Genomic DNA, 17,099 nt, shown 5'->3' with positions numbered 1-17,099 from the left:
CTTAAATCCAGGCATGACGTGCAGGAAAAGTATGGTTTAAGTAATACGAACCCAGCGCGTGAATTTTCCAGCGAATGGGATCATGAAGGGTATGTACACGTGCATTTCGCCAGTGTTGATCAAAATTATGAACATTGAGGCTGGCGCGACTTCCTCCGAGCTCAATCAACTTTTCTGAGATATGCAGTGCAGCATCATTGGCATAGACTTTAGCTTCAGCAACTTTGATCGAAGCTTCAGCAATCTGTTCATCAGAGAGTTGTTCAAGCACACTGAGTGAATCTAAATAATCAGCTGCTTCATCGAGCAAAAGAATGGCGGCATCTAACAAAACATTAGCTTTGCCAACTTCTTGTAAGGTGAAATACTCATCACTGGCACGTTCAACTTGTGCATCCACAATTGGGCGTGCTTTACGGATCGCAAACAACATGTCCTCAAACGCTGCTTCAGCAATACCGACATCGATAGCCACTTGCATCAGCTGTGAAAACGCGCCTCTAAAATTAGGGACGTCCAATAATTTTCTTTCATCAAAAATCAGTAATGGATCAACTTCAACATGGTCTAAAATCACTGTGCCACTTGAAGTGGTACGTTGACCAAATCCATCCCAGTCATTGATGACTTCGATACCAGTGGATTCACGGTTCACTAAAATTAAAACCACGTGACCTTCAGGGTGTATGGCTTTGATGGCTAACCAATGTGCAAATGAACTGCCTGTAGAATAGAATTTTTTCCCTGTAACTCGATATTTCCCATCCTCCAAAACAAGGTGTGTGTCTAAAGTCTTGGTATCTTTGGTATGTCGTTCTGGCCCCCCATTGGCAAGACGCTTACCTTTTAAAATTTCGTTGAAAATAAATTGCTTTTGTTCATCGCTTCCCATGATGTTGATCATATTGAGCAATGCAATTTGATTTTGTGGAATTTGCCCTAAACTTGAATCCGCTTTATTTAGAATACGAAATACTTGGGCAAGGGTACGATGAGATACTTCAGCACCACCATATACGTGGGGGATGCGTAAGCCTCCTAAACCTTTTTGGCTGAATAATTCAATTTCTGCAAATGGTAAAGCTCGTTGTTGGTCACGCTGATTGCGACCTTCGAGCGCATAATCAGCAACATGATAGGCTGCATGAATGGCATCTTGATCATTTTCAATAACATGAACATTTTCAGTAATTAAACGAGACATAGATCAATTCCTCTTTGAGGAGATATACGCTACGCCCATAGAATATTTTTTTTAAATGCTGGTTTTCGTTGAACTATTCAAAAAAAATGCTTAAGACAAATATAGATATCGATTGAAAAATATTAGAAAACTTAAAATTTTGATTAATAATGAATTTTAATAAATTTCAGTGCTCTAAACACGTTGAATTCATTTAGACTTTGCAATAAAAAAGATAAAGATTTGCTAAACATTTATAATTTAACGGATTCATATTTCCAAAAATAACAATTTAAGTTGCAATTGATGCATTATCACATTGTGTTTTGGCATAGGGTTGCATAAAGTAAGCAAAACAATAAATCCTATGATTGATCAAGACTTCGGAGATTTTATGCGCATCCTTTACCAGTTTCCTTTATCTCACTTTTGTGAAAAAGCTCGCTGGTTACTTGATCATAAGGAATTGGATTATGTTGCTCAAAATATGATTCCGGGCGTACATCGTGCATTCGCAAAATTAAAAACAGGTCAAAACTCTCTGCCGATATTACGTGATAAAGAAAAGTGGATTGCAGATTCAACCCAAATTGCCCTGTATTTGGATGATGTCTATCCAGAGCATTCATTGCTCAGATCAGATTTAAAGTTAAGAAAAAAAGCAATTGAAATTAATGACCTGAGTAATCAATTGGGCGTATCAGTGAGGCGCTGGGGGCTTGCTCAAGCTTTATCTGAAAGTGATGAGCCGCTAGAAATCATGATTGGTGAAAAAGGATATCTGAGAAAATTTCAAAAGATCAGTAAGCCACTTATTAAAACTTTAGTTTCAACCAGCTACCAACTTGATGATGAACAAGTTGCGCTTGCTAAAGAAAATATGCATGAAATTATTTTGCAGTTAAACGATCAATTGATTCAGAATCAAGCTCGATATATGGTGGGAGATCGTTTGGGTTTGGCAGATATCGCCGTTTGTTCAATGCTTGCTCCACTACTTGAGATCTCTGGTACACCTTGGGAAAGAGAATATCATCAGCCAGTTTCATCTGAATTTGAGGACTATCAAAATCAATTGCTTGATTTGCCGATAGGACAATATGTTAAACGTATTTATGCCAATGAACGAAATGCGCGGGTAGATTGGCGCGGGATATAACAGAGCATATTTTCTGTTATATTGTCTGATTGGTTAATTTATTTTCATTTGAATCGATATTTTTGAAAAAATAACGCATAATCATTTTATGCCATGAAAATATTGAGAAGAAGATGGAATTAGATCGTTACGATAAACAAATTTTAGAAATTCTTACGCATGAAGATTTGAATCTGAACGAGCTTTCGGAGCGTATTAACCTGTCTGTAAGTTCAGTGCACCGTCGTATTAAACATCTCATCGAAACCAATATCATGACAAATTTAAAGCGTGATATTAATTATCAAAAATTGGGGTTTAATTTACATGTGTTGTTACAAGTATCATTGAGTAAGCATGACTCAGATACTTTTGCAAAATTTTTAGATGAACTTAAAAGTATTCCTGAAGTGATCAATGCTTTTTTAGTCACAGGGCAATCTGCTGATTTTATTATAGAAGTTGTTGCTCGTGATATGGAAAATTATAGCCAGATTTTGTTACAGCGCATTGGTAAAATTGATCATGTTGTGGCATTGCATTCAAGCTTTGTCATTAAAGAATATGATGTATTTAACTGTCATGGTTTATTGAGTAAAGCATAATTCAAGCAATTACAAAATAAAGACGACTATCAGTTATAAAAAAACGCACCTGAAGGTGCGTTTTTCTAATTCTGAATATAGATTAAGCATCCAATTGTGCTAAAACTTCTTCAGAGAATTCAACGTTGGTATATACGTTTTGAACATCATCTAAATCTTCAAGCATATCAATCATTTTCATGATTTTTTTCGCTTGATCGATATCTGTGATTTCTGCTTTAGTTGAAGGGTTCATCACCACTTCTGCATTGTCAGATTTTAAACCAGCAGCCGCTAAAGCATCTTGCACTGTACCAAAAGACTCTGGTGTAGTGATCACAAGAATTTCATCTTCTGTCACTTCAATGTCTTCTGCACCAGCTTCCAACGCAACGTCCATAATTTGGTCTTCTAAAGAAACATCTTCAAAAGTAATTTCGCCACGTTTTGTGAAAAGGAAAGCAACTGAGCCGTTAGTACCTAAGTTACCATCTGTTTTAGAGAAGCAGTGACGAACATCTGGTACGGTACGGTTTAAGTTATCAGTCATTGTCTCAACAATAACAGCTACACCACCAACACCATAACCTTCGTATGTGACTTCCTTTAAATCATCATTGTCTTCACCACCAGCACCACGCTGAATGGCACGGTTGATGACATCACGAGTCATGTTAACGGACAATGCTTTTTCAACAACTGCACGAAGACGTGGGTTGCTTGCTGCATCTGGACCACCGAGTTTTGCAGCTGTAACAATTTCACGAATATATTTTGTGAAAACTTTACCACGACTAGCATCTTGTTTAGCTTTACGATGCTTAATATTGGCCCACTTGGAATGACCCGCCATGCGAAATATGCTCCTTGTAGATTGGCCTTATGCCTAATCAAATCTGCGAAATTCTACCATAAGGGCTTTTTTTTAATAAAGACCCTTATTTTAGCAATTGATCAAGATCAGGCTTTATTCTTAGGTTCAGGAATAATAATGTCTAAACCTGTATGTTCCTTATAAAGTTCCTGAATCAATTTCAAATCATGATCCAACTCTGATGGCATGATTTTGCCAAAAATTCCGCCTTGTTTGGTTTTTTGGTTCACAAACAAGAAAACGATAGGGACGTTTGCCGCTTTTGCGATATGCCAAAAACCAGTGCGGATCGGTTTACGTTGTTCACCATTTTTAGCACGAGTCGCTTCAGGAGCAATCACGAGATTAAATTTGTCATTAGAGTTGAAGAGTTCAACCATTTGCGCCACGATATCTTTATTTGAGTGACGGTCAACTGGAATACCGCCAACCCCTTCTAGAATTGGCTTAAAAGGTCCTTTGAATAGTTCTTTTTTAATTAGTGTGTGAATCGGGATATCATGGATTTGAAACAGTGCGATTGAGAGTACAGCATCCATCATCGTGGTATGTTCAAAACCGATAATGACTTGTTTATCACCAAGCACATTCGGTTCAACATGATATTTGACACCAGCAAGTTTAAATGCCATTTCGGCAATGTGTTTTTTCATGATTCACAGAGATATTTGAATTTTATATGGCAGAGTTTCTTACTTCAATTTAAAAAATTCAATCCCTTTAGTAATAAATTATAGAAAAATTGACTACTAAATTTAGATTTTATTTGCAAACTTTACATCCTCGACGCTTACCGAAAATTCATAATTTTTCACATATTTGTGACTGAAATTCTATAGATGATCAAGATCGTACGTGATTTGCAAACTATGATGAATAAATTTTGGTCAAGCTGAAGATAAAAAAATGAAAAACCTTGTTTTTGAATTTGATATTGGCTAGTATTCTGATTCGAAAATACTTGAGAAATCAGTATTTATAGGGCCTATAGCTCAGTTGGTTAGAGCAGCGGACTCATAATCCGTTGGTCGACAGTTCAAGTCTGTCTGGGCCCACCAAATTTTATACTTATATAGCTTTATATAAGATCCGAACCCTTAATTCTAAAAGAGTTAAGGGTTTTTTATTGCTCTGTTTAACGTCATATAATTTTATATTGGAACACGCTCTGTGTATCCTTGTTTGTATCCTAAATTTAAAATATAACTCAGAGATACAAGATAAAAAATATTATGATGTGGGTGATTGAGGGAACTGGAAATAAACCTCCGAAGTTATTTCGCTTAGTCGATTGTTTTATCGTTGAAAAAGTGGATGATGTGATCCCAGTACAATATAAAGGTATGAAAAAAAGAGTAGTTTCAAGAAAGAGTTTAATGTTGCCAAAACTACCGATTAGTATTGAAGATTTAAGTGACAAAAAGCTCTTAGAGCCTTTAATACAGTACTTGAACACGTCACCTAGTATGACAGGTGCTACGAATAAATTACCTGCACTAGAAGCTTTGTTGAACTTAGCTAAAGAACAACTATAGAAATTAAAACAGATTTGGGCTTCTGCATAGTCACCCTAAATAAAACCACAGCCCATCAATTTGAGTGTCATGGTCAATTTGTACATCGATAAATTGGCTATGTTTCATATTTTGTGTATCACGTTCGTGATGTAAAAAAAATGCACCTTGTAAAGCATCGCAGTGAAAACAGCCATTAGATACATAGGCTTCACCACGGGTTTTACTAAAACGTTTTTTTAGCAAGCCATACTGATATGAATTGATTAGACTGGGGTGATTTAGAATCTCACAATGAGAATGTGAAAGTCTTTCGATATTTAAGCTGTGTATTTTAGTATATCCTTTGGCATGTGGAATAAAGTAATTAATCTCCACAATGGTGTTGGTTTGCTTTTTACATTTCCAACACTGATTGCTGTTCATTGAGACCTGTATAGATCGCTTGGCATTGGGTTTTAAGGAATACTGAACGGAACCAGTCATCAGTGCTTTGAAAAAATCTATAAATTCAATTTCCACTAAATCGGAGTCGTCCCAATTGTGGAATACACCACTAGCCATCAATTGATAATTTTCTTTGTTCAGCCAAATTGAAAAAACAGGTAAGTCATAGCTTTGATAATCTAAGACATCCCATTTATTTTTTTGAGTGGTTCGCATAAACCAGACGGCTCGAATCCCTGATTGTTTGTATTTTTCCTGACGGCGCTTGGTTTCTTCAATGCTTTGAAGTGACCATTGAATTTCAATTACAATTTTGGCGTTATTCTTCTGGGCATAAATATCAGCAATCCAAGTTTCACCAGAAGGTGTTTGACCACGAAACTCAGGCGTTACTGTCCATCCATTCTCATGTAAGTATTTTAAGATGAGATATTTACAGAACTGATGTTCACGACTTTCACCAGAGCTAAAACCACAACTGCTTGAGGGATGATGTGCAAAATATTGTGTGCCTAATTTACTCTTTTTAGGAATGGCACGAGTCTGACAGCAAGGCATATACATGCTGAGATTTTTATATTTATCTTTGAGTCTAACCCACTGCTCATCATTGAGCATAAAACTATAAATTTCTTTATTTTCTATAATGCTTAAAAAACCCATAAGTACTACGAATTAATAGTCTTTTGTACAGTCTATCTCTAGCAAATTGCGTTGTAAATCAGGCACAATCAACAGTATAAATTTCAAGTTTTTATACTTTCGGGCAAGTGGTTTTTTATTCAATGATAAATAATAATTTTTCACAAGTTGCAGCATTCATCTGGTCAGTCGCTGATTTACTGCGTGGTGATTTTAAACAATCTCAATATGGACGTGTGATATTACCATTTACCTTATTGCGCCGTTTGGAGTGTGTACTAGAGGCAAGCAAGGCAGATGTATTGGCAGCCCATGAAAAAGTAAAACAAATGCCACTGCCTGAGGAAGCCAAAGAAAAGATGCTCCTTAAAGCTACCAATGGTTTAGCTTTTTTTAATACCTCAGAACTTGATTTAGCGAGCCTTGGGCAAAAGGATATTCGTGCCAACCTGATTAACTATATTCAGCACTTTTCTAAAGACGCACGTGAGATTTTTGAGCATTTTAAGTTTGATGAATTTGTGGGTTTATTGGACGATGCCAACTTACTGTATAAAGTGGTACAGAAGTTTGCCGCAACGGACTTAAGTTATAGTGCCGTATCTAACCATGAAATGGGCTTGGTGTTTGAAGAGTTAATTCGCCGTTTTGCGGAAAGCTCGAATGAAACCGCAGGGGAACACTTTACCCCTCGTGACATCGTGCGCCTCACCACAGGCATTGTATTTGGTAAAGATGATGATGCCTTAAATAAAGATGGCATTATCCGCACGGTATATGACCCAACAGCAGGGACAGGTGGTTTTTTATCTTCAGGTACAGAATATGTGCGTGAGCATAATCCTGAGGCAGTGATTAAAGTTTATGGTCAGGAGTTAAACCCTGAATCCTATGCCATTTGTAAAGCCGATATGCTGATTAAAGGTCAGGATGTTAAAAACATTAAACTCGGTAATACGTTATCCAATGACCAACTTGCTTATGACAAGTTTGACTACATGCTGTCAAACCCGCCATTTGGTGTGGATTGGAAGAAGATTGAAGACGAGATTAAATCGGAGCATGAGCAAAAAGGCTTTGAAGGGCGATTTGGTGCAGGCTTGCCACGAGTATCAGACGGTTCGTTACTGTTTTTAATGCACCTCATTAGTAAAATGCGTCAGCCAGATGCAGAGCATGAACAAGGTAGCCGTATTGGGATTATCCTCAATGGTTCGCCACTCTTTACAGGCAGTGCAGGCAGTGGCGAGAGTGAAATCCGCCGTTATATTTTAGAAGCTGATTTGTTAGACGCGATTATCGCCCTACCAACCGATATGTTCTATAACACAGGCATTGCCACCTACGTTTGGGTACTGAGTAATAAAAAAGATGCTGAACGTAAAGGCAAAGTACAACTGATTGATGGCACCAATTTAAGCTCGAAGATGCGTAAGTCTTTAGGCTCCAAGCGTAATTATTTAACCGATGAAGAAATCCGTATCATCACGCAAAACTACGGTGCATTTGAAGCGGTTGAAAATTCTCAACCCCCTATGATCCCCCTTGAAAAGGGGGATGGTGAACAGATTAAGCCATTCTCAAGCAAGATTTTTAACAGCTATGAGTTTGGCTACCGCCGTGTGACCATTGAGCGTCCGTTACGTTTATCGGCTCAGGTAAGTGATGAGCGTATTGCCACTTTATGTTTTGCACCAAAGCCGTTTCATGCCGTAATGCAAAAGCTATATGAGGATTATGGCAATACTTGGACAGAAGTAACTTATGGTCAATTGGCGGAATATGAAGCTGAGATTCGTGCGCTGATAAAAGCTGAATTTAGCGAGCTGAAAGAAAAAGACATTAAAACCATCCTTGAACCAAAACTGTGGTTAGAGCAACGCACCTTATTGACCAAAGCCCAAGCCCTACAAGCCAAGATTGGCACGGCGCAGTTTGATGACTTTAATACCTTTGATGAAGTCCTTAAACAAGCCTTAAAAGATGCCAACATCAAGCTTGAAACCAAAGAGAAGAAGCAATTTATTGATGCCATTACATGGAAAAATGCCGATGCTGCGCCTGTCATCAATAAAGTAGTGAAAGGTGCTGAAAATCCGTTGTATGGTCAGTTTAGCTATAAAGGCAAAGTGGTTGAGTTTGTACAAGATGGTGATTTACGTGATGCGGAAAACATTGCTTTAAATCCAAATGTCAGCACCACCGATTTAATTGAGTCTTACTTTAAGCGTGAAGTACAGCCGCACGTGCCAGATGCGTGGATCAATGCGGATAAGCGTGATGCACAAGATGGCGAAATTGGTATTGTCGGTTATGAGATTCCGTTTAACCGTCATTTTTATGTGTATCAGCCGCCACGTGATTTAGCAGAGATTGATGCGGATTTGGATGCGGTGAGCCGTGAAATTATGGCACTGCTTCAAGAGGTGCATTCTTAATGGCAAAGTATCAGAAATATGCTGAGTATAAAGATTCAGGTGTTGAATGGTTAGGGGAGATTCCTAGTCACTGGGATTCAAAGCCTTTGAAATATTTATGCACGTACAATGATGAGGTTTTACCTGAAACAACATCTAAAGATGCTGAAATTCAATATATTGATATTGGTAGTGTTTCAGCAGTTGATGGTATTTCTAAAATTGAAACAATGAGTTTTAAGGATTCACCATCACGAGCTAGACGTATCGTTAGAGATGGTGATGTAATTGTTTCAACAGTCCGAACCTATTTAGAAGCAATAGCACCGATTGATAATCCACCTGAGAATCTAATCGTATCAACAGGGTTTGCGGTTATTCGTCCTAATCAATATTTGTATAAAAGTTTCGCATCATATTGTTTGAGGGCAAAAGGTTTTATTAAAGAAGTTGTGGCTCGTTCGGTAGGTGTGAGTTATCCAGCTATTAATTCATCTGAATTGGTGAATATTACTATCCCAAGTATTGAATATGCAGAACAAGTGAAAATCGCCAATTTCCTCGACCATGAAACCGCAAAAATTGATACCTTAATTGCCAAACAAGAAAAGCTGATTGAACTACTGAAAGAAAAGCGTCAAGCGGTGATTAGTCATGCGGTGACCAAAGGCTTAAATCCTGATGTTACGATGAAAGATTCAGGTGTGGAATGGTTAGGGCAAGTACCTGAGCATTGGATATCATCACGACTGAAATACTATACAAACCAAATTGTTGATGGTGCTCATTTTACTCCTACATACTCTGAATCAGGTGTTCCTTTTTTAAGGGTTACAGATATTCATAATTCAAAAATTGATATGGATAATATTAAGTATATTCCTGAACATGAGCATCTTGATTTGATTCAAAGGTGTAAGCCTGAAAAAGGTGACTTACTCCTTTCAAAAAATGGGACGATTGGTATACCTAAACTAGTTGATTGGGATTGGGAGTTTAGTATTTTCGTTAGCTTATGCTTAATTAAGTTTAAGAAAAATCTTAAAGCTGAATTTGCTGAGTATTTTTTCAGGAGCTATGAAATTCAAGAGCAAATTTTTGGTTTAATTAAGAAAAGTACTGTTATTAATCTACATTTGGATAAGATTGAAAACTTTTGGTTTTCTATTCCTCCACTTGATGAACAAATACAGATTGTTGAATATTTAGATAATAAAATTAATGAATTAAATAATTTGATTAGTAAAGCCGAATCAGCCATTCAACTGATGCAAGAACGCCGTACAGCCCTTATTTCTGCTGCGGTTACAGGCAAAATCAATGTAACAAATTGGCAAAAAACACAAGAGGCTCACACGGTATGAATAACCTGAGCGTGTATTGCTTTGCTGACGAAATGCACACAACATATACAAAAGGCGATTGCAATATGTCGCAATATATCGCAATATATGCTCAACAACACCCGACAAGGCTAGGCAAGAAATTGCTCCTCAAATTGTCGGGTTACTTGTTTCTAAAGCCCTTAAAAATATAAAAATAGGGGCAGATCACATATGAAAACCTTTAATAAACCACCTAAAACCTTTACGGAACAGGTTGAACTGCTTAAATCTCGTGGTATGCAATTTGTCAATGAGCAAGAAGCACAATTCTATTTAGGGCAAATCAATTACTATCGCTTAGGTGCATATTGGCTACCTTTTGAACAAACCCACTCACCACATTGCTTTAAACCAGATACCACCTTTGAAAAGGTCTTGGAACTTTATATTTTTGATCGTGAGCTTCGATTACTCATATTAGATGCCATAGAACGGCTAGAAGTCGCAATTCGGACACGCTTTGCCTACGAAATTGCACATCAGCATGACCCACATGCATTTTTAAATCCGCAATATTTTAAAAATGAATATAAATGGGAAAGACTGATTGAAAATTTACGTGGAGAAATTGACCGTGCGGATGAAGTTTTTATAGATCACTATAAACGTACCTATGATGAACCTAACATGCCACCTATTTGGGCTGTCTGTGAAGTGATGAGCTTTGGACAATTATCCAAATGGTATCAATTGCTTGCCCCAAGGCATACCCGTAAAGCCATTTCCAACCATTTTGATTGTGCTGAAATGCAATTTGAAGGTTTATTGCATCACTTCGTTTATTTAAGAAATACCTGTGCCCATCATTCACGTTTATGGAACCGTAAATTTACTAAAACCATTGCTAAACCACGTAATAAACCGTTTGGCTTGGCGCAGCAATGCAATTTTGACTCAAGCGTTTCGGCAGATCGAAAAATCTATAATAGCTTGGTATTCTTACTCTACTTTATGGACAAGATTGCACCACAACATACGTGGCGTAAAAGATTAATAGACTTACTCACAGCACACGAAAATATTTCAAAAACAGCAATGGGTTTTCCGCAAGATTGGCAAAGCTATCCGATTTGGCAGAGATAAGAGCATAGATTTTTATTTTTAAATTTGGGGATTCAAGGACGAAATGAGCAGCGACCTAACCAAAGAAACACAGTTCCAACAAGACATCATTGCCCAAATGCAAGCAAACGGCTGGCTTGTCGGTACAGGTGCAGGCTACAACCGTGAAAAAGCCTTATATACCCAAGACCTACTCGACTTTGTACAAAAGACCCAAGACAAGGAATGGCAAAAATTTAAAGGCATTTTCCCAAATGACACCGAACGCCATTTTCTAGATACAGTCGAAGCACAACTGAAAAAAGCCGATATCAATGCTACCGATGTGCAATCTCGTCGCTATGGCACATTGGGCGTGTTGCGTCATGGTATTCGGACACGAGGTTGCCGTTTTTCATTTTGCCAGTTTAAACCTGAACATGGCTTAAACCCTGAGTTGAATGAACGCTACAAACAAAACATTTGCCGTGTGGTGCCTGAATTGGTGTATAGCCCATATGCCAACAAAGCAGAACTAGAGGCAACCGGTAAACAGGCGAAAAAATGGCGCATTGACCTTGTGCTATTTATCAATGGCTTTCCTGTGGTGACGATGGAACTCAAGTCAGAGTTTAAACAAGCGGTGCACAATGCAATGCAACAGTACCGCAAAACACGCTTGCCGAAAGACCCTGAAACCAATAAGCCTGAACCGTTGTTGATGTTTAAACGTGGTGCATTGGTGCATTTTGCTGTGAGTCAGTATGACGTGTATATGACCACGCATTTAAATGGCGATAGCACCTACTTTTTGCCATTTAACAAAGGTACCAAAGATCAAGGCGCAGGCAATGACGTGCCAGAAAATCCACATGAATATGCCACTGGCTATTTATGGAATGAAGTCTTAACGCCGGATCGCTTGCTGAATATCATTGGCAGCTTTATTCATCTGCAAATTGAAGAAAAAGAAGATTGGGAAGGCAAAAAGTATAAAAAAGAAAGCCTGATTTTCCCACGTTATCATCAATGGAAAGTCGTAACCCAATTGGTGGAGGACTCTCTAAAAGAAGGCACAGGACAAAAATACCTGATTCAGCACAGCGCAGGTTCAGGCAAATCGAACTCGATTGCATGGACAGCCCATCAACTGTCTAGCCTATACGATGCCAACAATAAAAAACTGTTTGACTCTGTGATTGTGGTGACAGACCGCACGATTTTAGATGCACAGCTGCAAGATACGATTTATCAGTTTGAACATGCCGATGGTGTGGTCGGACGCATTAACAACAAAGAAGGGGATGGCTCTAAATCCGAGAAACTCGCCAAAGCATTGGAAATGGCACAGCCGATTATTATTGTGACCATTCAAACCTTTCCATTTGTACTGCGTGCGATTGAAAACAGTACCAGTTTAAAAGAACGTAAATACGCTGTGATTGCCGATGAAGCACATTCATCACAAAGCGGTTCGACGGCACGTCAATTGAAAGAAACGTTAATGCTGGAAGAACGTGCGGAAGAGGACAGCCTATCGACAGAAGATATGCTGGATGCTGTGATGGCATCACGTAAGGGCAGCGATAATTTAAGTTTCTATGCCTTTACCGCAACACCGAAGGATAAAACCTTACAGCTGTTTGGTCGTGTGCCTGATCCAAGCATACCACCATCAAAAAACAATTTACCACAGGCGTATCATGTCTATTCAATGCGCCAAGCGATTGAAGAAGGCTTTATTTTGGATGTCTTAAAAAACTACACCAACTATAAAGTGATCTATCAGCTGAGGCAGAAAATTGAAGAAAAAGACGATACGGTAGATGCCAAAAAAGCCAAGATTAAGCTCAATCAATGGGTACGCTTGCATGATTACAATATCTCACAAAAAGTAGCGGTCATCATTGAGCATTTTAAAAAGAATGTGATGGGTTTGCTGAATAATCAAGCCAAAGCCATGGTGGTCACAAGCTCTCGTAAAGAAGCGGTACGCTATAAACAAGCCTTTGATAAATACATCACGGAGCAGAAATACCAAAACATTCAAGCAATGGTGGCATTCTCAGGTGAAGTTGAATTTAACGAAAATGATTCAGATAGTAGCCATTTATTGGGTCAAAAGTTTACTGAAAGCAATATGAACCCGAACCTCAAAGGTCGGGAGATGCGTAAGGCATTTGATAGCGATGACTTTCAAGTGATGATTGTGGCGAATAAGTTCCAAACAGGCTTTGACCAACCGAAACTGTGTGCCATGTACGTGGATAAGAAATTGGGTGGGGTGGAGTGCGTACAAACACTTTCTCGCTTAAACCGAACTTATCCAACCAAAGCGCAAACAGGTACGTTTGTGTTGGACTTCTTTAATGAGCCACAAGATATTTTGGATGCCTTCCAACCGTATTACCAAACTGCAGAATTGGCAGATGTGTCGAATCCTGACCAAGTCTATGACCTGTTTGAAAAGCTCAAATCAGCAGGGATTTTCCTTTGGACGGAGGTAGAGCAATTTAGTGAAGCCTTCTATGCCAAAAATAAATCCCCTGCGGCGGTGGCAAATATTTGTAAGCCTGCCTTACAACGCTGGGAGCAACGCTATAAACAAGCGGTGAATGATTATGATGTTACCAAGAATCGTTTAGAGATCACCAAGCGCACAGGTGAGCCTGTTTTAATTGCCAATGCAGAAAATGAATTTCGTGATGCGAAAAAAGCCCGTGATGCCTTAGAAATTTTTAAAAAGGACTTGGGTAGCTTTAGCCGATTCTATGAGTTTATGTCGCAGATCGTGGACTATAACGATAAAGACCTAGAAAAGCTCAGTCTATACGTACGTGCGTTACGTCCAATGCTCCGTGAACAAATTGCCGATGAAGATGTAATTGACCTGAGTAATGTGGAAATGACCCATTACCGTTTGTCTAAGCTCCGTCAGCAAGATATTCAGCTACAAGCGGATAGCACTGAGCATAAGTTAGAACCTGCGAATGATGTAGGTACGGCGAAAGCGAAGGATAAGAAAGAGGATTTCTTGTCGCACATTTTACGACGTGTGAATGAGTTATTTGTAACGGATAACTTAACCGATCAAGACATGATTAATTATGCCTATACCGTTGCCGATAAGATGGCGGAAAACACACGTATGATGAAGCAGATTCAAAATAACCCACGTGAGCAAGCGATGCTTGGCGAGTTTGACACGGCGCTTGATGATGCTGTGTTAGACAGTAATGCCGCGCATATGGAGCAAATGACACAGCTGATGAGTGATCCTGCTAAAATGAAGCAGTTTGCGCATATTATTTATGATGTGTTAGTCAATAGAGATCATTAATAGTAAGCTCAAAGTTAAATTTTAAATGGTCATTTTTGCAGACTTATCAATTCTGAAATAATTTAGGGGGTGTTATGGCATATTTCTTGGGGGTTTTATATTTAGCGGCATATATAGTGATTTACTTGTCATTATTATTGCTACCTTATTATGTTGCTTATTCTATTATTGAACCTCATAGCTTTTTGGGAGTAGTGGGTGTATTTATTCTAGGTTCTGTCATTGTACCTTTAACTTTAGGGTTGGCATTTTTAGTATTTGGAAGTTTTTTTGTTGCTTTTGATAAATTTAAAGAAAAAATAGCTCAAAAACCTCAATCGCAACCTTTGTCTCCATACCGTAATGAAAGCTTATCTAGTAATGACAGTTCACCGTTAGATGAAACGATTAATCCAAAAAAAGAAAACTCAAAGAATGTTTTTCTTTTTTCAATGCTGGGTTTGGGGGCACTAGGCGTAATACTAATTTTTGTTCTTAATGAGGCTAAAAATACAGAAGGGACTCCTTATTATGAAACAATGCCTGCTGATGAGTCTACAGAGAATTCTTCAACATCTTATCACTATAGCGATACAACTGATGGCAAAATTGAAGAGACTTATTTACCAGGTAGTAATATTCAAGATAATTATAATTATATGATTTATGCCGTCGATGAATTTTTAAAGATAATGTCTGAGTCGGGTATTTCTGGAGTGGCAAGAGGTGTTCGTGATTGTTATGTAAATACAGAAATCGATAATCTTTACTGTGTCTATTTAGATAATACTGCAAGGCTTGTGGATTCTACCGTTTCTAAAGACATGGGTTTTATTCGGAATGAATATTTGAGTGATGATAGAGTTTTATCTCGAAATTACAAATATTATTATATCCCTACGAATACAAGTCATTTGGCATCTGATCACCAAAAAATAATTGAAACTCAATTGATAAGCCTGTTAAGTAAAAAGGTACAAGAAAGACGTTATAAATCTGAAACTAATAGTGGCATATCAACAGAAAATTCAGCCACATATTCTCATAATAATTCTTATGATTCTCGTTTAGGTGTTGAGATGAGTCAGAATTTTAATAAAAATACCAGTAATGCACCTGAACAGCTAGAGCCTGAATCGGTTGCAAATGGTGGTGATACTGGGGCAGAAGAGAACAATGAATTAGAGGTTGGTTATGAATAAGTTTTTTTTGGCAATAATAGTATGTGGTATTTCGTCTGTTCAAGCATCTGAATGGGAATATTTGGGTGAAACTAATGAATTTAGATATGAGTTAGATAGACAAAGTATTAGAAAAGTGCCGATAAGTTATTCTACTATATCGAGTAATGTAACTCAGTTTTGGATCAAGAAAGTTGTTATTAACGATATTTCGCAAGACGGGCTCGGAGTGGGGGATCATACGAAAACTATGTTACATGTAAATTGTAGTGCGGATTTACTTGGTTTGAAAACTGAGATTAAATACAAAGGCAATAGAGTGATTGATAGCTATACAGATTCGTATGTGAAAATGGAACCTATAATTCCCGATACGATTGGTTCAAGTTTTGCAAAAATTATATGTGATCGTTGAAATGTGATATAAAACGAATATGTAGATACGCTCGAGATCGAAAAATTCTAAAATGCTTTGGTAGTGCTGATGAATAAATGCACAATATTGTTGTGGATTGTCTGATTATTTATCCGGACTAACGATTTGATGAAACTTTGCCGGAAAATTTAAAAGATAATTCAATTTATCAATTCACCAAATTTTATAAGTTTCCATTGAAGTTACCTACAATATAGTTTCCTGTTTTGAGTAGTATTAATAAATGTTTGCAGTTACTACAGTTGCAGAATAACTACGGTTAATAAATTCATTATTTATAACTTTATTACAATATTTTGGATGTACTACTGTTTATAGCAATGCATTATATGGGAGAGGGTTCTAGCAAGCATTTCACTACGACACTATTCGTGTTGATGAAGTATATATAAGATACACCATTGTAAAAGAGCATACTAAAGTCGATAATTGTTATTATAATGATATTGGTTCCTCTTTTACCAAGAAGTTGTGTATTGTCGAAATTATATAAACGAGCGATTTAGTAGGGGAGTTCTAAGGTGAAAAAAGTTTGATTGATTAAAAAGTAAACATTTAAACTATGTATCCTAGCTTGTATCCTGTAATTTTTAAAAAGAAATTAGTGTAATAAAAACAATAGATTAGGTGTTAGTTATTATCTGTCTGGGCCCACCAAATAAAACGACCACTTACGCGCATTAATCGTAAGTGGTTTTTTATTTTTTAAATTTTGGTAAGCAAATGGTAACAGCTTAAAACATCAATTATTTATAGTGACCTTTAGGGAATAAAGAGTTCAAAGATAGAATATTCTGATTTAATCAATTTTAATGATTGTTCTACAATCTTGTTCAAAAGCCGATTTGGTAATCCCCCCTAAAAATAATAGGATCTAAAAGTAGAATTTTCTCTTAAGATACGAGCAGGAGATTCTGCATGAAAACATCTAAATTTAC

At 37.5% G+C, this 17,099-nt stretch carries 13 protein-coding genes and 1 tRNA gene; 10 read left to right on the top strand and 4 right to left on the bottom strand.

Annotated elements, in window-relative coordinates:
• Position 1: 1 nt before the first annotated feature.
• Positions 2-1,204, bottom strand: a complete 1,203-nt coding sequence (locus AC1M87_RS14205; protein ID WP_481594055.1) for an SfnB family sulfur acquisition oxidoreductase — start codon at positions 1,202-1,204, stop codon at positions 2-4.
• A gap of 373 nt (positions 1,205-1,577) precedes the next feature.
• On the opposite strand from AC1M87_RS14205, the gene AC1M87_RS14200 reads away from it, so the two are divergent.
• Positions 1,578-2,342, top strand: coding sequence for a glutathione S-transferase family protein (locus AC1M87_RS14200; RefSeq protein WP_035264660.1), 765 nt, complete (start codon positions 1,578-1,580; stop codon positions 2,340-2,342).
• 113 nt (positions 2,343-2,455) lie between these two features.
• Positions 2,456-2,926, top strand: a complete 471-nt coding sequence (locus AC1M87_RS14195; protein ID WP_035264497.1) for an Lrp/AsnC family transcriptional regulator — start codon at positions 2,456-2,458, stop codon at positions 2,924-2,926.
• Positions 2,927-3,008: 82 nt separating this feature from the next.
• Here the strand turns inward: AC1M87_RS14195 and AC1M87_RS14190 are convergent, their stop codons facing one another.
• Positions 3,009-3,758, bottom strand: coding sequence for a YebC/PmpR family DNA-binding transcriptional regulator (locus tag AC1M87_RS14190; protein ID WP_035264495.1), 750 nt, complete (start codon positions 3,756-3,758; stop codon positions 3,009-3,011).
• Positions 3,759-3,865: 107 nt separating this feature from the next.
• Entirely contained in the window at positions 3,866-4,432 is a 567-nt protein-coding gene (locus tag AC1M87_RS14185; protein WP_171076734.1) for a 1-acyl-sn-glycerol-3-phosphate acyltransferase, read from the bottom strand.
• A gap of 328 nt (positions 4,433-4,760) precedes the next feature.
• Here AC1M87_RS14185 and AC1M87_RS14180 point away from each other — a divergent pair.
• Both AC1M87_RS14180 and AC1M87_RS14175 read left to right on the top strand, forming a co-directional pair.
• Positions 4,761-4,837 (top strand) — tRNA-Ile (locus AC1M87_RS14180).
• A 174-nt stretch (positions 4,838-5,011) separates the two neighbouring features.
• The gene (locus AC1M87_RS14175) at positions 5,012-5,314 is read left to right on the top strand and encodes a hypothetical protein (protein WP_481594054.1); all 303 of its coding nucleotides are present in this window, start codon (positions 5,012-5,014) and stop codon (positions 5,312-5,314) included.
• 30 nt (positions 5,315-5,344) lie between these two features.
• Here AC1M87_RS14175 and AC1M87_RS14170 read toward each other — a convergent pair whose 3' ends face one another.
• Positions 5,345-6,403, bottom strand: a complete 1,059-nt coding sequence (locus AC1M87_RS14170; RefSeq protein WP_481594053.1) for a competence protein CoiA — start codon at positions 6,401-6,403, stop codon at positions 5,345-5,347.
• Between the two features lie 122 nt (positions 6,404-6,525).
• Between AC1M87_RS14170 and AC1M87_RS14165 the strand changes: the two genes are divergently transcribed.
• From AC1M87_RS14165 to AC1M87_RS14140, 6 genes are all read left to right on the top strand, one after another.
• Complete coding sequence (locus AC1M87_RS14165) at positions 6,526-8,820, top strand: type I restriction-modification system subunit M (protein WP_481594052.1); 2,295 nt, start codon at positions 6,526-6,528, stop codon at positions 8,818-8,820.
• Complete coding sequence (locus tag AC1M87_RS14160; protein WP_481594051.1) at positions 8,820-10,163, top strand: restriction endonuclease subunit S; 1,344 nt, start codon at positions 8,820-8,822, stop codon at positions 10,161-10,163. The genes AC1M87_RS14165 and AC1M87_RS14160 overlap by 1 nt, the downstream gene beginning before the upstream one ends.
• Before the next feature lie 192 nt (positions 10,164-10,355).
• Positions 10,356-11,267: an Abi family protein gene (locus tag AC1M87_RS14155; protein ID WP_481594050.1), complete on the top strand. Its 912-nt coding sequence runs from the start codon at positions 10,356-10,358 to the stop codon at positions 11,265-11,267.
• Positions 11,268-11,310: 43 nt separating this feature from the next.
• Positions 11,311-14,565, top strand: a complete 3,255-nt coding sequence (locus AC1M87_RS14150; RefSeq protein WP_481594049.1) for a type I restriction endonuclease subunit R — start codon at positions 11,311-11,313, stop codon at positions 14,563-14,565.
• A 74-nt stretch (positions 14,566-14,639) separates the two neighbouring features.
• The gene (locus tag AC1M87_RS14145; protein WP_481594048.1) at positions 14,640-15,746 is read left to right on the top strand and encodes a hypothetical protein; all 1,107 of its coding nucleotides are present in this window, start codon (positions 14,640-14,642) and stop codon (positions 15,744-15,746) included.
• Positions 15,739-16,140, top strand: a complete 402-nt coding sequence (locus AC1M87_RS14140) for a hypothetical protein (RefSeq protein WP_481594047.1) — start codon at positions 15,739-15,741, stop codon at positions 16,138-16,140. The genes AC1M87_RS14145 and AC1M87_RS14140 overlap by 8 nt, the downstream gene beginning before the upstream one ends.
• The last annotated feature ends 959 nt before the right edge of the window (positions 16,141-17,099 follow it).

Source organism: Acinetobacter sp. 24-47-62 (assembly GCF_056779765.1).
Note: the sequence above shows the minus strand (reverse complement) of the source record. Positions and strands in the feature narration are given on the sequence as shown.